Genomic DNA, 16024 nt, shown 5'->3' with positions numbered 1-16024 from the left:
GCCTTAGCAATAAAGAGTAAAGTTGTAAGTAATGAGAATAATGAGAATAAAATTAGACTATAAATTTAAGCTGATAGAAGCTCGATTAGAGGTTTGTTGACCAGTCTGTAAGAAAAGCCTGGTGACGCACGCTACCATCAGCTTGGGTAAGGTTAGCTAAATAATCACGGCTTTGCTGCTGCCAGTCTACAAATCCTGCTGAGGACAGCTGTCCGGTTAGCCGCAGCCAGCGCAGATAGATAAGCCAAGTGTTCAGCACATCAGACTCACAATATATCGATAGCGTCTGCCACTCCTCATCGCTGACCAGCTGTCCGACCATACTGCCATCGACGTCCGTCTTGCCCGGCAGTCCATAGAGACTAGCCACCACATCCATCGCTTCGCGGCGACTAGCCCCATACTGACTGAATCGATCCATCAGATCTAAATGGCGGGTCTGAAAGCGATTGACGTAATTATTAAAGCGCATATTTTTGATACGCTCGCCTTCTTCAAATAACCAAGGCGCGGTCAAATCATATTGCATAGCCCGATAAATCAGTACTGGAATATCAAAGCCTGAACCGTTCCAGCTAATTAGCTGTGGCAGCTTTTCTATATCGTTAAAGGCGCGAAAAAACTTAGTAAGAATCTGTTCTTCACTAAACTTATCAGCGCTCAACGAAAACAAAGAAAATTGCCCGTCTTTGATATATAAGGCGGAGATACAAACGATGCGCTGTAGAGGTAAACGCATAAAGTCGTGGCCAGCTTCCTGCGTACGAATAGCGGTTAGCGCGCTTAAAGTATCAGCGTCGTTGAGATTAGCTAATTGCGGATAGATGCGCCGAGCCGCCTGGGTATCAGCGATGGTCTCAATGTCGAAAACCAGAACGGGATTAGTAGGTAGGGCTTGGCTCATAAATAGTCCTGATTTTGCTTATAACTTGTACTGATAATTTGTATTTATAGTCTGCGCTTATAGCTTAAACGGCGGCGCTATTATCAACATTATTGTCGTCAACATTATACAGCCCTGTCGATAAGTAACGATCGCCGCGATCACAGACGATAAAGGCAATCACTGCTTGCGGATTGGCTTTGGCGATTTGCATAGCCGCCCAAGCAGCTGCACCGGAGGACACCCCAGCAAAGATACCTTCTGTTTTTGCTAGTTTACGCATATAAATCTCAGCCGTATGCTGGTCGATGTCCATGATCTCATCAACCAAATCGGCTTCATAAATACCAGGCATATAAGCGGCAGGCCAGCGGCGAATACCAGCGATTGAAGCTTGTTCATCAGGTTGTAGGCCGATAATTTGCACCGACGGATTCTGCTCTTTTAAGTATTGACTAACGCCAGTGATCGTACCGGTAGTGCCCATAGAGCTGATAAAATGAGTAATTTTACCGCCAGTTTGCTGCCAAAGCTCAGGGCCAGTAGTGAGGTAATGAGCTTGTTTGTTATCGGGATTATTGAATTGGTCTAATACTATGCCTTTGCCATCGGCTTGCATTTGCAGCGCCATATCACGTGCAGCCTCCATACCTTCATCGACCTCAATCAACGTCGCCCCATAAGCGGTCATCGCATCTTTACGCTCTTGAGTGGAGTTAGTCGGCATCAATAGCGTAATCGGATAGCCACGCATGGCGGCAACCATAGCTAAAGCGATACCGGTATTGCCACTGGTCGCCTCAATTAAGGTGTCACCTGGGGTGATATCACCGCGCTGTTCGGCTTGATATATCATATTAAAGGCTGGGCGATCTTTAACCGAGCCGGCAGGATTATTGCCTTCAAGCTTGGCTAATAGCTGCGCGCCATTATCGATACCTTCTTGCTCAGGCAAACGCTGTAATTGAACTAATGGCGTCTGACCTACGCAATCGGCAAGTTGGGCGACTTGATTAATAAAGTTGGCAGTAGACGACATAGGACATCCTATTATTAATGATAATTAAAGGTGATATTCAGCTTTACGCTATTGCTTTGTTAGCTATTATGGGTCTAATAGGTTTTGACTGATTTGCGAGCAACGGCGCGCGCTGATAAAAATTGGCTTTATTATATCATTTTGTTTTTAGCTGCGCTTAGTGCATCAAGTGCTAGTTTTGATAAATCAGTAAATCAGCGAGTGCGGTTGGTTTGATAGCGAATCGACTATGCTTTGCCGCTGACTTATAGGGATTGAGTAACAGGATGCTAAGAATACTGTTAAAATACGCCATATAAAAATCCTGACCTGTAAAGGGTAAACTGGCATAGTCTAATCATCGATAGCTTGAGCGATAGATCAGCATTGGAGTGCAAGCATGGCATACAAAAAACGCTTTGATACTAGTAGCGCTTATGGTCAATTGATCTTGTTGGTGTTTTTGCCGATTTGTATCTTAGCCGCGGTCGGTGGCATTTTGGTGTTTTATGAAACTATGCGCGCCTCAAACTCTGAGCAACAGGCTTTAGCAGAAGCGGTGTTAATTCGTTATAAACCTACCATTGCCGAGATTGCTCCTGCACTACTTGAGCCGCCTTCTACCTCAGCGGCTAACGAGACTGTGTCCAAAGAAACTCAAGCCATGCTAGCGGCCATACAGGATAAGCTAAATAATATACAGTCTGAGCAACATGTACAGCGCATAGCTATTATCAATGATAGCAATCAAGTGCTAGCTACTGTGGGCTATGGTGTAGAAGAAGAGTGGCCGCTGATTGATAGCAATCAAAGCTTTATTATGGAGCAATCGACTGCTATTGGTACCGCTTATGGCCTAAGCTTAGGAGATTTTGAGGGTCAACAGCTATGGCTGTTTATTGATATGGATAATGAGCCACTGTATTTAGCGCGTTATCGTATCGCAATGGCGCTAGCAATTACCGGATTATTGACTATCTTAATCTTGCTACTGAGTTTGAACATCTACGCTAAGCGCTGGATTGCGCCAATCTATGAGCTACGCTTGCAGCTACAACGTACTACCGTTGATAATTTATATAAGCCTATTTTGACTGAATCTAATGGCGAATTAAATCTATTACAGCAAGATTTAGTCCGAACTTTGCGCCGATTGCATAGTAGCTTTCAGGAGCTAAAAAATCACGCTGAACAAACCGAAGATGACTTGCGTCTAGCTTTTGATGAGATGGAGATGCAGAATATCTCTATCCGTAATGCTCGTGATGCTGCTATCTCTACTAGTCAAGCTAAATCAGCGTTTTTGGCCAATATCAGTCATGAGCTGCGCACCCCGCTTAATAGTATCGATGGCTTTATTAATTTGCTGGCTCGTCATGGTGAGCTAAATCCTGAACAAGATCTGTATGTACAGACTATTCGTAAGTCCTCAGCGCATCTACTGGCACTGGTAAACGATGTATTAGATTTCTCCAAAATAGAAGCAGGCAAGCTGGTGCTTGATCGTCATGAGTTTGATCTGTATAGCACTATTTATGATGTGGTGGATATGCTCTCGCCAGTGTCGGCCGAAAAGGGTCTACGGATGGCAGTGTTGTTTTATAACGATGTGCCAATGCAGATAGTAGGGGACGCGCTACGCCTCAAGCAAGTGCTGACTAATATAGTCGGTAATGCTATCAAATTCACTGATAATGGAGATGTGGTAGTACGCGTCAGCTTAGATGATTATCAGGATAACTATCTGATGATCAGTGTGCAAGATAGTGGTAAAGGTATCTCCGAGACCGATCAAAAAATGCTCTTCCAAAGCTTTAGCCAAGGCGATCCATCCATTACCCGTCAGTATGGCGGCACAGGGCTAGGGCTAGTAATCTCCAAGCAGTTGACGCGTTTGATGGGCGGCGATATTGGCTTTTATGATAACGCGCAAGAAAATATCGCTAATAAAGGTGCGACGTTTTGGTTTCGGATGCCAACCCATGTCAATGTGTTAGAAGCTGCCGGCGGACATACTATTCCTCTACCGGTATTAGCGCCGCTAGCCAGTGCTAGTGACGAGTTTCATATGCTGGTTTGGATCAATCATACCGCCTCTTTACAAGTGCTCAAAGCTAGCTTGCAGAATCTACCGATTAAACTCACTCAGGCCAACTCTTTACCCGGCGTTCTTGAGTCATTAAAAGAACAAGATAACTATTGGGACTGGGTCATCGTCGATAACGACAATCAAAACGATATGATGGCGCTGCTCAAGCAAATACGTTTGCATTATCAAGGTAAGCTTGCGGTATTTGGCTATCAAGTCGCCGCCGATCAAGCGCTGCTAACTCGCTATCATGCCAATATTTTGTATGAGCCGTTAGATAAGCGTCAGCTTTACGCTATGCTCGATACGCAAAGCAAAAAACAGCTAGTGCAAGTGCAAGAGCCGCGTTGGCAAGGGGTTACGGTGTTAGCGGTAGATGATCATCTGCCAAATTTGCTGGTGCTAGATGCGTTGTTGAGCGAGCTTGGTATTCATGTCATCACTGCCAATAGCGGCTTTGAGGCTATAGAGCTGATAAGTAAGCAGCAGGCCAAAAATGCTAAGACTAAGCCGCTACCGCAAAGCCTATCAACCAAAACCCAGCGCTCAAAAGCAGAAGCTCGCTCGCAAGTAACGAATGCCACTCCTGCTTTGATGAGTACTGAGAGCACAGTTAGCGATAGCTTACGCCCTAGCCATGATAATATCGATCTAATTTTTATGGATATTCAAATGCCGAGGATGTCGGGACGAGAAGCGACCGAACAGATCCGAAAAATAGAGGCGGCAGATAGTCATATTCCGATTATTGCGCTGACCGCCCATGGTCTATCTGATGAGCGCGATAAGCTTATTGCTAGCGGTATAGATGATTATGTCGGTAAGCCGATTAGTCAGCCGCAGCTATTACAAGTGCTTCAAAAGTGGCTTGGACGCTCAAACACAGGGCCTCATCTAGATACTAGAATGTCGGCTACAGAGAATGATCAGAGTAAAGAAGATACTATCAACCGTACTTCTATAAACAATGTATCTACAAACTTGAATGACAAAGCGTCAAATAATGCTAGTTTCACTGATCTGACCACTTACAATGCTGACGCTCAACCGCTAAGCATAAACCAGAACCATAATAGTAGCTCTAAAAACTCTAAAGTAAACTCTAAGCAAAATGATAAAAAAGTGCTACGGCCGTTATCCCTAAAAAAAATCCGTGACAATTATTTACGGGATAATTCACCTGATGCTTTACGTGACAATCTACGCGATAAGCAATCGATGGAGAGTTACGGGCGTCATAACGATCAAGCGCATTATAGATATTTAGATCAAAGAAACTTATCACAGACTGCTTTAGAGCCTAATAATACTGCACAAAATCCTGCCACAGAGCAGCAACTACTAAAAATAGAACATCAAGCCGCCATCAATACTACTGAGGTCTCAGAGATTTTGGATTGGCAAGATGCTTTGACTCGTTCTGCTAACAAGCCGGATTTGGCGGCGAAGCTGATTATCATGATGCTTGATACCATCGCTGATGAAAAAGAAGCTCTTTTGCAAGCTTGGCAAGCTAGAGATCGTTATATGCTCGCGCAGATTGCTCATCGTATTTTGGGAGCGAGCCGCTATACGGGTGTGCCGCAGCTACGCCTTGCTAGTCAAAACCTAGAAGATAAGTGCTTATTAAACGTGCAACATACCACACCAGCGCAGTTTGCTATGCTCAAGCCTTACTACGAAGACCTAATGACGGCGCTAAATAATCTGCAAAATCTAGATTTATCGCCTTATTCGCAGCTCAATTATCATCGTCTTAGTGAAAACGATATGAACTGGAAAATGATTTGAATGGAGAGTCAGTTATTGCTAGGGTAGCGCTAAGTTAACACTGCTATGATTGCAAGCATGGTTTTTCATTTTGCCGATTATCATTTTAAGGGATTATTATGCACGCTATCGCCGCCTATGAGTATCAAACTATACAAGTTAGTGTCAGTCAAAATATATTGACCGTCACATTAAACCGTCCACAGAAAAAAAACGCTCTTAGCTTTAAGATGGTAGATGAGCTGATTGCGGTAGCAGGTCATATTAATAAAGATAAAAGTTTGCGAGCGGTGATACTCAAAGGTAGCGAAGGAACTTTTTGCGCCGGTATTGATTTGGGTGATTTAAATAATCCCAAAAACCAACTTTATGCCGTATGGGAGCTGATTAAACCTAAACAAAGTCTGTTTCAGCGCGTCTGCTTAGTATGGCGAGATCTACCTGTCCCAGTGATTGCGGTATTAGAGGGTCATTGTATCGGTGCTGGCATGCAATTGGCGCTAGCGTGCGACGTACGCATCAGCCATCCTAATTGCAAACTGTCTATCATGGAGGCTAAGTGGGGCTTAGTTCCCGACATGGGTCTGACCCAATCAGCGTTTGGAGTGGTGCGTGAGGATGTGCTAAAAGAGCTGTCGATGACGGCGCGTATCGTTGAGGCAACCGAAGGCAAGGAGCTGGGTCTAGTGAGCCATTGTCATGAGACGCCACTTGAGCAAGCGCAGCAATTAGCACAGGAGCTCATACAGCGCTCCCCTGATGCAGTGCTAGCTAGTAAGCGTATTATCAATGCTATGCATCATCAGTCAGCATTAATGCTTTATAAAGAAAAAATGTGGCAAATGAAGTTGATGCTTGGACGCAATCGTAAGCTTGCGCTTAGAAAAGCTAAGCAAGCAAGTACGGTGTTTGATAAACGTCAGTTTCGCTAATAGCTAAAGTTGTTATTGTGTGAAGGCTATAGCTTAAGCGCTGTTCAACTATTGAAAAAGCAGCAGACAGTCCGATATAGGGTTGTCTGCTGCTTTTTTTCGTCCTAGAATTTGTAGCTAGTCTTTTTTAATTCCCATTACTTCAATATCACAAAACGGTAAGTGCTATGTCTGCTCCAAAACCTAATATCATTAAAGCTTCTAATCAAGGAGCAGCTGCCAATAGAGTACGCTCATCAGAGCTACCGGTAGCTTGGATTATGATGCTTGGGCTTATCGTAGCGGTAGGGCCATTATCTATCGATATGTATCTGCCTGCTTTGCCATCAATGGCCGACGATTTTGGCGTATCGACGGCTTTTATGGCCAATTCCGTGCCCGCTTATTTTGTAGGTTTGGTTTTTGGTCAGCTTATCTATGGTCCATTGAGTGATCGGGTAGGGCGAGTCAAGCCGCTATATTTTGGTATGGCTTTGTATGTGGTTGCCTCTATAGTTTGTGCGACCACGAGCAGTGAGTATGTGCTATTTGCCGGACGCACAGTACAAGCATTAGGCGCTTGTGTAGGCGCGGTAGTGACCCGGGCGGCGATACGCGATCGATTGACCGCTAAACAAACGGCAAAAGCTTTTTCTATTATGATCTTAGTAATGGGGCTAGCGCCGATTCTCGCGCCTTCTCTTGGGGCTTTGTTTTTGCAGTTCTTTGATTGGCACTCCATCTTTTGGTTTTTGGCCGCTTTTGGTACGCTTAATCTGTTACTAACTAAGTTCTTTTTCTTTGAGACGCTGACGCAGGAGAACCGTAATGCTCGGCCTGCTAAAGAGGTGCTCAGCCAGTACTGGGACCTATTAAAGGATAAAAACTTCAATTATCCGGCTATAGGGGGCGGATTACTGATGGGGGCGATGTTCGTTTATATTAGCTCTGCCTCTGAATTAATCATGGATACTTATGGCGTATCGGCTACTCATTTTGGTTGGCTGTTTGGACTAAATGCGGCAGGTTTTGTCGCCTTGACTCAGCTAAATCAATGGCTAACCAATCGCTTTCGTATCCTTAGTATTTTGCGTTTTGGGGCAATGATGCAAGTGATTTCTGCAGCAGCCTTATTTGTCACTGGCCTTATTTTTGGTACAGATGCTTGGCTACCATTAGTGCTAGGGTGTATTTTCTTTTGTATTGCCGGCTTAGGTTTGACACAGCCGAACGCCTCTGCCATCGCTTTAGCTTTTCAAAAGCGCCGTGCTGGTATGGCAAGCGCTTTACAAGGCTCACTGATGTTCTCTGTCGGTATTTTTGGTGGCTTATTACTCAACCTGTTTCTGGTCAATCCAGTATTAAAAATAGGTATAGCTATGTTTGCGCTCATGAGTTTAGGCTGTTATCTGATTTGGCAAATTGATCGTAACTTAAATCTTGATGAGGTGGAGTGATAAACCTCTAAACGATAATAGTAAAGCTAAGCCATCAACAAAGTAGTAGAGCTTGGCAAGTGGTTTGTGGTAAAATACAGCGCAGCTATTTTTTATCAAGTAGTTTTGATGGATTTGTCAAAGTTTGCTGATTAAGACTAATAGTGCATTTTTTAAACCAACCAATGACACACACCTTACGCGAAAAAATGACTGGGTGTCTGGCGATTTGATTAATTTGTTTAGCGCTTTTTATATATTTGAAGCTTTGACAAATGCGTGTCGCTAGATAGGTCGTTTTTGTCTGGTGGAGGCATAACCCAACCAATAGGATATTATCATGGCTATAGACAACCCTACCCAAGTATCAATGCGCGACCTTCTACAAGCAGGCGCTCACTTCGGTCACCAAACCCGCTTTTGGAACCCAAAAATGGGTCCTTATATTTTTGGTGCTCGTAACAAGATTCACATCATTAACCTAGAGCATACCGTTAAATCATTTAACGAAGCGCTAAACTACGTTAACAACCTAGCGGCTAAGAAAAACAAAGTCTTATTCGTAGGTACTAAGCGCGCAGCAAGCGGCGTTATCCGTGAGCAAGCACAGCGCGCTGGTATGCCTTACGTTGACCATCGCTGGTTAGGTGGCATGCTGACTAACTGGAAAACATTACGCCAGTCGATCAATCGTCTAAAAGAGCTTGAGAAGCAAGCGGAAGACGGTACTTTTGCTAAGCTAACTAAGCGTGAAGCGCTTGAGCGTACTCGCGATATGGAAAAACTAGAGCGCTCTTTAGGCGGTATCAAAGACATGGGCGGCCTACCTGACGCCATCTTTGTGGTTGACGTTGATCATGAAGCAATCGCTATCAAAGAAGCTAAAAATCTAGGTATCCCTGTGATTGGTATTGTTGATACCAACTCAAGCCCAGATAACGTTGATTACATCATCCCAGCTAATGACGATGCTATTCGCGCCGTGACTTTATATGTAACGGCTGTTGCTGATGCGGTTATCGCTGGTAAAGAGTATGCACAGACTCAAGCAGGCGGAAAAGCGGATCAACAAGTGCCAGCAGAGCAAGAAGCACCAGCTACAACTGATGCTATCGAGCAGCCTGCAGAAGCACCAGCTACTAAGAACCCAGCTGAAGCACAAGCGGATCTATAATTAGCCTTGATGTATGGTAAGCCTTGATATATAGCGCTTAACACCCATATAAAGTAACTAATAGCGTATAAGCTCAAACTAAGAGCTTAGAAGATAAAAATAGGCATGATGTAGTTTTACTCGTCATGCCTTATTATTGACTCGCTAAACAGCATTTAAGTGCATTTTTGAGACAGCTTATTTCCTCTAAATAATTTGCACTCCCCAACATAGTCCTACTCACCTACATAATAAAAGGTAACTCTTATGTCAGAAGTAAAAATATCTGCCAAAATGGTAAAAGAATTGCGCGACCGTACCGGTCTTGGCATGATGGAATGTAAAAAAGCGTTAGAAGAAGCAAACGGTGATGTCGAAACCGCCATTGATAACTTACGCAAATCTGGTCAAGCCAAAGCCGCCAAAAAAGCGGGCAACATCGCAGCTGACGGCGCTATCATCATTGCACAAAATGACAAGCAAGCTTATCTTTTAGAAGTAAACTGCCAAACTGACTTTGTCGCAAAAGATGACAGCTTTACAGCTTTTGCAGAGAAAGTTGCTAACATCGCGCTAGAGAACAACGTCACTGACGTCGCTGCTATCTCTGAGCTACCTTATGGCGATGGTCAAACTGTTGAAGAAGCTCGTATCTCTTTAGTACAAAAAATCGGTGAAAACATTCAGATCCGCCGCGTTGAGACTCTAGAAGGCGATAATATTGCTTCATATCGTCATGGTCTGCGTATCGGTGTTGTTGTCTCTTATGAAGGCGGTAATAAAGAAACTGGTAAAAACCTAGCAATGCACATTGCTGCATTCAACCCAGTAGCGGTAGATGACGAAGATGTCGCGGCTGACGTTCTAGCGCGCGAAAAGGATATCATCGAAGCCAAAGCTAAAGAGTCTGGCAAGCCTGATAACATCGTTGAAAAAATGATTGAAGGTGGCCTACGTAAGTACCTAGACGAAGTGACTTTGCTACGTCAGCCATACGTTATGGACAACGACAAAAAAGTTGGCGACGTGCTAAAAGCGGAAGGCGTAAAGGTATTAGGCTTTAAGCGTTTAGAGGTTGGCGAAGGCATTGAGAAAAAACAAGAAGATTTTGCTGCTGAAGTGGCTGCTACGCAAGCGGCGAATAAGTAAGCTATCATTGCTTTATTAGTTTAAGACAACTAGTGTTACACTGTTGAATATAAAAAAGCCCGTTAATGATTGAACTGACCCCCATAAGTTGGACACAACTTATGGGGGTTATTTTATGAAATACGACATAGACTTTAAATTAAGAGTGCTCGCATATTACCAGCAAGGACATTCTGCTTATGCTACTGCAAAGAGATTTAATATTGATGACAAAGATGTTTCTAAATGGGTCAACCAGTATCAAGCTGGAGGCGTCCTTGCCATCAAACCTAAGACTGGCAAAGCTATCTATAGTCGTGAGTTTAAGCTTCAAGTTCTCACCACTATGGCAGATAAAGGTTTAAGTCAATCCCAAGCCGCTTTGAAGTTTAACATTAGCTCACCCTCTTTAATTAGTGCTTGGCGCAAATCATATACGCATCATGATATGCTAGGCTTAACTGCCAAAGCCAAAGGACGACCCAACGTGAAGCACCCTTACCTTACAGACAAACCTGATCATGAAAAGAGTATAGAAGAGATCAAACGCGAGAATGAATACCTTCGTGCGGAGAACGCCTATCTAAAAAAGCTCGATGCCTTGCTCAAAGAGAGGAGTCCCACACAGAAAAAGCAAGGCTCATCGAAGGACTAAGAGATCAGTATCCATTGGCTTTACTACTACTCATTGCAAGTATGTCAAGAAGTAGCTTTTACTATCATCTAAGCCTGCTGCAAGCTGATGATAAGTATGCCGATCTTAAACAGCGTATCAGTGATATCTACCATCACCATAAAGGTCGGTATGGCTATCGCCGCATAACTCAAACGCTTAAAAATGAAGATATAAAACACAATCATAAGCTGATTGCCAGACTCATGGGTGAGCTTAAGCTTAGTGCGAGAATTAGAAGGCTGAAGTATCGATCTTATAAAGGACAATGCGGCGTTATTGCCAAGAACTTAGTCAAACGCAGGTTCAGAGCAGAGGCGCCTAATCGCAGATGGCTCACTGACATTACGGAATTTAAAGTCGGCGGTGATAAGCTGTATCTATCCCCAATACTCGATTGCTATAATAATGAGATTGTCAGCTATACGCTCTCAAGACGACCTGTCTATGACTTGGTCAAACAGATGCTTGATCGTGCGCTCAAAGATATACCATCAAAGCGCGAGGAGCAGCTCACGCTGCATTCAGATCAAGGCTGGCATTATCAGATGAAACCGTTTGCCAATACACTTAAAGACAATAACATTAAGCAAAGTATGAGCCGAAAAGGGAACTGCTTAGACAATGCACTCATGGAGGGCTTCTTTGGTACGCTCAAGTGTGAGACGATCTACCTTGAGAAACCGAAAACGATTGAGGCTTTAGAGAAACAGATTCATAGATTTATGCACTACTATAATCATGAGAGAATTCAGATGAAACTAAAAGGACTGAGCCCTGTACAATACAGAACTCAGTCCTTGATGCAAACTTAAACTGTCCAAGTTTAGGGGGTCAGTTCAGAATGAGGGCTTTTTTGTGTTTGTAATATACTGTTATAAAGACTAGGCTTTCTATCGCAGTGCATCAAAGGCAGAATTGGCATAACTGGCACTATTAGCATTATTACTAGTACCATTATAAATGGTGCCATAGCTGACTTTTTGCATACCGCTACTAATGCCAGTATTATTAGCTGCCATAGTGCTTCCAGCAATACCAGCGTCGTTCTTATATAAACTATGATAGCGACTCATGACGCGCTGCACATAATTGCGAGTTTCTTTAAACGGAGGGATACCGTTATATTTATCGACATTACCTTCGCCCGCGTTATAACCGGCTACTGCAAATTCAACATTATTATTAAAGCGCTTCATCAGCCAAGCGATATATTTGGCTGAGCCTTCGATGTTTTCGGCAGGATTCCAAGCATTATTGACATTGAAACGTCGCGCTGTCGCTGGCATCAATTGCATAAGACCTTGAGCGCCAACGGGTGAGCGGGCATTAGGGTTGAACGCAGATTCAGTATGCATCATCGCTTTCATAAGTGCAGGATCGACACCATGACGAGCGGCAGAGGCGCGAATATAGCTGTCATAAGCATTACGGCTAGCGCTATTACTAGCAGCGCTAGCGCCATAGTTATTACTGCTAGCGTTATTATTAAAATTGCCTGAGTCTTTATAATAAGTGACTTTGACTTTTTTGGTAAATTTATCAAAGTTGCCACTAGGATTACTGATATTAGTGAGGAGTGCTTGCCCAGTACTGCTCTCGTAGATGTACATATTACCCGCATGGGCAGTAATCGTTAGGGCAGACAGGGGAATAGAAAATAGCATAAGACAAGACAAGCAACGGCTCAATAAAGGGGCAGTATTCATCATATAGAAATCACTCTTTATCGGTTAATAGCAAATCGTTCGTTTGATAGTAACAAAACCTTGATAATAAATACAAAATATAATATTGGCTTACTATAACATAAAATAAATTTTTACCCTATTATACTGATAGTAATCACTTTTTAGCGCTAATTTTAGCACTAACATTTAGAGGTTGAAGACATTGTTAGATGTTGAAGGCGCTGATAAATATAGGTACCCAAATTGCCGTTAGTAGACCATTAACCGCTAAACCGAATGCAGCGTAACGCCCCGCTGTAGGGCTGATTTGCCAAGCTTCTACTGTCCCGAAAGCGTGAGCAGCAAGTCCTAAAGCCAAACCTTTGACTCGATCATCACTGATGCCTTTGAATAAAAATCTAGCTAATGTAGCGCCAATCAGTCCAGAGACAATAATGATCAGGTTTGCCATCGCTAATGGGGCTTTAATCAGATCAGCGACACTCAGACCGATAGGGGTAGTCACTGAGCGGGTGGCAAAAGACAATAAAGTATCGTGGCTAAGGGAGAAGAGATAGGCAAGAGCCATGGGCAACAAGGCACCAACTACACTGGCGATGACTACAATAATAGATAAACGCTTGACCGGTAACCCTTTAAAGTTCATCGCTGCTAGTGGTATAGCTAACAATACGGTGACATAGCCAAGTAGGCGATCAAATACTGGCTTGGCGACACTATAATAATGCTCATAATCCCACTGAGTGATAAATAATAAAATCAACACTAGCACTAAAGCGGTAATTACCATAGGTAGCCAGGATATCTTTTTGGCTAAAACGCGAGCAATAACATGCGCGACTAGAGTCAATATTATCGCTGCAATAGTAGCCATAAACACACTATCAAACATCATTATTACTCTCCAACGCTTATGGCTACTGCGGCTTGTCAGTTATTTTATGGGTCGCTGTACTAGGAGTTTTTTCGCTATCAGCGTTAGCATTTAGCCAGCGATTGGCTAACAGCGCTAAGCCCCAAAGTGGTATTAAGGTACTGATGACCATAGTTAGCATCACTCCCCAAAACTCATCACCCAATTCAAACAATAAAATACCAGCGCCTGCTGACACGGGCAAAAAAGCAAAACCGCTATCGACTAGCAGTACATTACTGGCTTTAGTTATCCAGTTAGGAAGACCTCTAAGCAAACGCCAAACCACCAAAATCAAAAACATCGCTACTAAACCGACGATATTGGCGGCTTTTTCGATACCTAGCCACTGACAGAGCACTAAGGCTGACTCGCGCACTAAGATGACCATGACAAGGGTCAAAAGTAAGGCTAACCATAAAGGAAGTTTTGTTTGATTAAGAGCTTTCATAAATCATCCTAGCCGGAGTGACTATTACAGAGGTGTTTTGCCATAAAAATCATATCGTCGATAAACCGCTATAATTCCGCTTTTGAACCCTACTCAACGGTCTAAAATAAGATAAAAACTTTAGTTGAGTGGCAGACAATGCGCCTGATTATATAGAGAAGTGAGCGTGTTATAAACCTTAGCAGCCTGTGAAATTGCAACAAGAGTTTAAGCGGCATGAGAATGGCGAATAAATGATAAAAAAAGGAGCATATCAGCTTAAAAATAGCCAATATACTCTGTATTTATTTAAATGAGCATCAACTAGTAACGATGTTAAGTTTAGAGTGTTAACTCAACCCATTAAGTCTGCGGACTTGAGTCATTATTTTTGGCAGTAGTATCGTCGGTCTCAAGTTCACTGTCCGTTTCAAATATCTGCTCGTAGGTTAGATCCTCGAGCTCGACTAACTCATTGTCAGCGTCATCAGTCAGCTCGTCCTTTTGCTCAAACGGCTCAAGAATAGGCATAAGCAAAGTCGCTTGCGCTAAGGGTAAAACCTCCAGTGGCTCTAGGCCTGCTTGGCCTAATAGCTGCTTTAAGCGCTCGCTTGGCAGGCGCACTGTCAAGCACTCATGACCACTGTCATCATAGCTCTCCTCCATAATGACACCAAGCTCGTACAAGGTATTTTTGAACTGGCCAGCATGATAAGGCAAGGTCAGATCAAAAGTGGTTAAAGTACCAGTCAATAGCTGCTGCACGGCAAGAGTTAACTCTTCCATTCCTAGATTGTTTCTTGACGACACATAAACGCGATTGGGCTCGCCCTCTTTGGCATAACCTATATGGGCAGGCTCATCGGTCAGATCGATTTTATTATAGACATTGAGCACGGGCACATCATTATCAATCTCTGCAAGCACTTCTTTTACCGCCTGAATCTGCTCGTGCATATCTTCGCTAGCCGAATCAATGACGTGTAATAACAGATCAGCTTCTAAGGTTTCCTCCAAAGTAGCATGGAAAGATTCGACCAATTCATGAGGCAAATGACGAACAAAACCTACGGTATCAACCAATACTACCCGTCCCACGCCTTGCCAATCTAAACGGCGTAGCGTTGGATCAAGCGTAGCAAACAGCTTATCGGCAGCATAAATATTTTCATCAACCAAACGATTAAATAACGTTGACTTGCCGGCGTTGGTATAGCCAACTAGAGAGATGGTAGGGACGTCTGATTTTTGCCGGCGGGCGCGACCTTGAGCACGAGTCTGGCGCACCTTTTCAAGTTTGGACTTGAGCTGATTGACACGCGTCTGTAATAAACGACGATCGGTCTCAAGCTGCGTTTCACCTGGACCACGCAGCCCGATACCGCCTTTTTGCCGCTCCAAATGCGTCCAACCACGTACCAAACGTGTCGATAAGTGGTTTAGCTGCGCCAGCTCGACTTGCAGCTTACCTTCATAAGTCCGCGCGCGCTGTGCAAAAATATCCAAAATCAGACCGGTGCGATCAAGCACTCGGCACTTAGCTAAAGCCTCTAAGTTACGCTCTTGTGAGGGCGATAAGCTATGATTAAAAATAACAATATCAGCATCATGCATACTTACCAATTCTGCGATTTCTTGCGCTTTACCAGAGCCAACAAAGTACTTGGCATCCGGCTTCATCCGTGAGCCTGTCACTAGCTCAACACGCTGAGCGCCTGCTGAGTCAACTAGCAACTCAAACTCCGTCAAGTCATCAGGGTCTTGAATTTGACGGATGTCTAAATGGACTAAAATGGCGCGCTCGCCACCTTCATACCTTTCAAAATATTCCAAAGATTTTCACCTATATATGGGGTAAATAAATCGCTATTATCGGCTATAATTGCTCACAAAATAGCGTTCAGTTAACAGCTTATATGCGGTCTTATT

Annotated in this window: 14 protein-coding genes; 7 read left to right on the top strand and 7 right to left on the bottom strand. The window is 43.6% G+C overall.

Annotated features, from left to right (window positions below; all coding sequences use genetic code 11):
• Positions 1–85: 85 nt before the first annotated feature.
• From M0N77_RS09360 to M0N77_RS09350, 3 genes are all read right to left on the bottom strand, one after another.
• On the bottom strand, positions 86–904 hold the full coding sequence (locus M0N77_RS09360) for a 3'-5' exonuclease (protein ID WP_353104923.1): 819 nt from the start codon (positions 902–904) through the stop codon (positions 86–88).
• A 64-nt stretch (positions 905–968) separates the two neighbouring features.
• Positions 969–1922 (bottom strand): cysteine synthase CysM, encoded by a 954-nt coding sequence (gene cysM / locus M0N77_RS09355; protein WP_353104922.1) that lies wholly within the window; start codon positions 1920–1922, stop codon positions 969–971.
• Positions 1923–2094: 172 nt separating this feature from the next.
• Positions 2095–2217 (bottom strand): hypothetical protein, encoded by a 123-nt coding sequence (locus tag M0N77_RS09350; protein ID WP_353104921.1) that lies wholly within the window; start codon positions 2215–2217, stop codon positions 2095–2097.
• Between the two features lie 84 nt (positions 2218–2301).
• Between M0N77_RS09350 and M0N77_RS09345 the strand changes: the two genes are divergently transcribed.
• From M0N77_RS09345 to M0N77_RS09315, 7 genes are all read left to right on the top strand, one after another.
• A complete protein-coding gene (locus tag M0N77_RS09345) occupies positions 2302–5781 on the top strand; it encodes an ATP-binding protein (protein ID WP_353104920.1) in 3480 nt (1159 codons plus the stop codon).
• Between the two features lie 98 nt (positions 5782–5879).
• Positions 5880–6692, top strand: coding sequence for a crotonase/enoyl-CoA hydratase family protein (locus M0N77_RS09340; RefSeq protein ID WP_353104919.1), 813 nt, complete (start codon positions 5880–5882; stop codon positions 6690–6692).
• A gap of 167 nt (positions 6693–6859) precedes the next feature.
• On the top strand, positions 6860–8128 hold the full coding sequence (locus M0N77_RS09335; RefSeq protein ID WP_371834198.1) for a multidrug effflux MFS transporter: 1269 nt from the start codon (positions 6860–6862) through the stop codon (positions 8126–8128).
• 319 nt (positions 8129–8447) lie between these two features.
• Complete coding sequence (gene rpsB, locus M0N77_RS09330; RefSeq protein WP_353104918.1) at positions 8448–9281, top strand: 30S ribosomal protein S2; 834 nt, start codon at positions 8448–8450, stop codon at positions 9279–9281.
• Positions 9282–9527: 246 nt separating this feature from the next.
• Complete coding sequence (gene tsf, locus M0N77_RS09325; protein ID WP_353104917.1) at positions 9528–10409, top strand: translation elongation factor Ts; 882 nt, start codon at positions 9528–9530, stop codon at positions 10407–10409.
• A 115-nt stretch (positions 10410–10524) separates the two neighbouring features.
• Positions 10525–11043, top strand: a complete 519-nt coding sequence (locus M0N77_RS09320; RefSeq protein WP_353104916.1) for a helix-turn-helix domain-containing protein — start codon at positions 10525–10527, stop codon at positions 11041–11043.
• Positions 10947–11876, top strand: a complete 930-nt coding sequence (locus tag M0N77_RS09315; protein ID WP_353105618.1) for an IS3 family transposase — start codon at positions 10947–10949, stop codon at positions 11874–11876. The genes M0N77_RS09320 and M0N77_RS09315 overlap by 97 nt, the downstream gene beginning before the upstream one ends.
• A 78-nt stretch (positions 11877–11954) precedes the next feature.
• On the opposite strand, the gene M0N77_RS09310 is transcribed toward M0N77_RS09315, so the two are convergent.
• From M0N77_RS09310 to hflX, 4 genes are all read right to left on the bottom strand, one after another.
• Entirely contained in the window at positions 11955–12773 is an 819-nt protein-coding gene (locus M0N77_RS09310) for a lytic transglycosylase domain-containing protein (RefSeq protein WP_353104915.1), read from the bottom strand.
• A 184-nt stretch (positions 12774–12957) separates the two neighbouring features.
• Positions 12958–13647 (bottom strand): LrgB family protein, encoded by a 690-nt coding sequence (locus M0N77_RS09305; RefSeq protein WP_353104914.1) that lies wholly within the window; start codon positions 13645–13647, stop codon positions 12958–12960.
• A 22-nt stretch (positions 13648–13669) separates the two neighbouring features.
• Positions 13670–14116, bottom strand: coding sequence for a CidA/LrgA family protein (locus M0N77_RS09300; RefSeq protein WP_353104913.1), 447 nt, complete (start codon positions 14114–14116; stop codon positions 13670–13672).
• A 342-nt stretch (positions 14117–14458) separates the two neighbouring features.
• The gene (gene hflX / locus M0N77_RS09295; RefSeq protein ID WP_353104912.1) at positions 14459–15928 is read right to left on the bottom strand and encodes a ribosome rescue GTPase HflX; all 1470 of its coding nucleotides are present in this window, start codon (positions 15926–15928) and stop codon (positions 14459–14461) included.
• Between the last annotated feature and the right edge of the window lie 96 nt (positions 15929–16024).

The organism is Psychrobacter sp. AH5, from assembly GCF_040371085.1.
Taxonomy (GTDB): domain Bacteria; phylum Pseudomonadota; class Gammaproteobacteria; order Pseudomonadales; family Moraxellaceae; genus Psychrobacter.
Note: the sequence above shows the minus strand (reverse complement) of the source record. Positions and strands in the feature narration are given on the sequence as shown.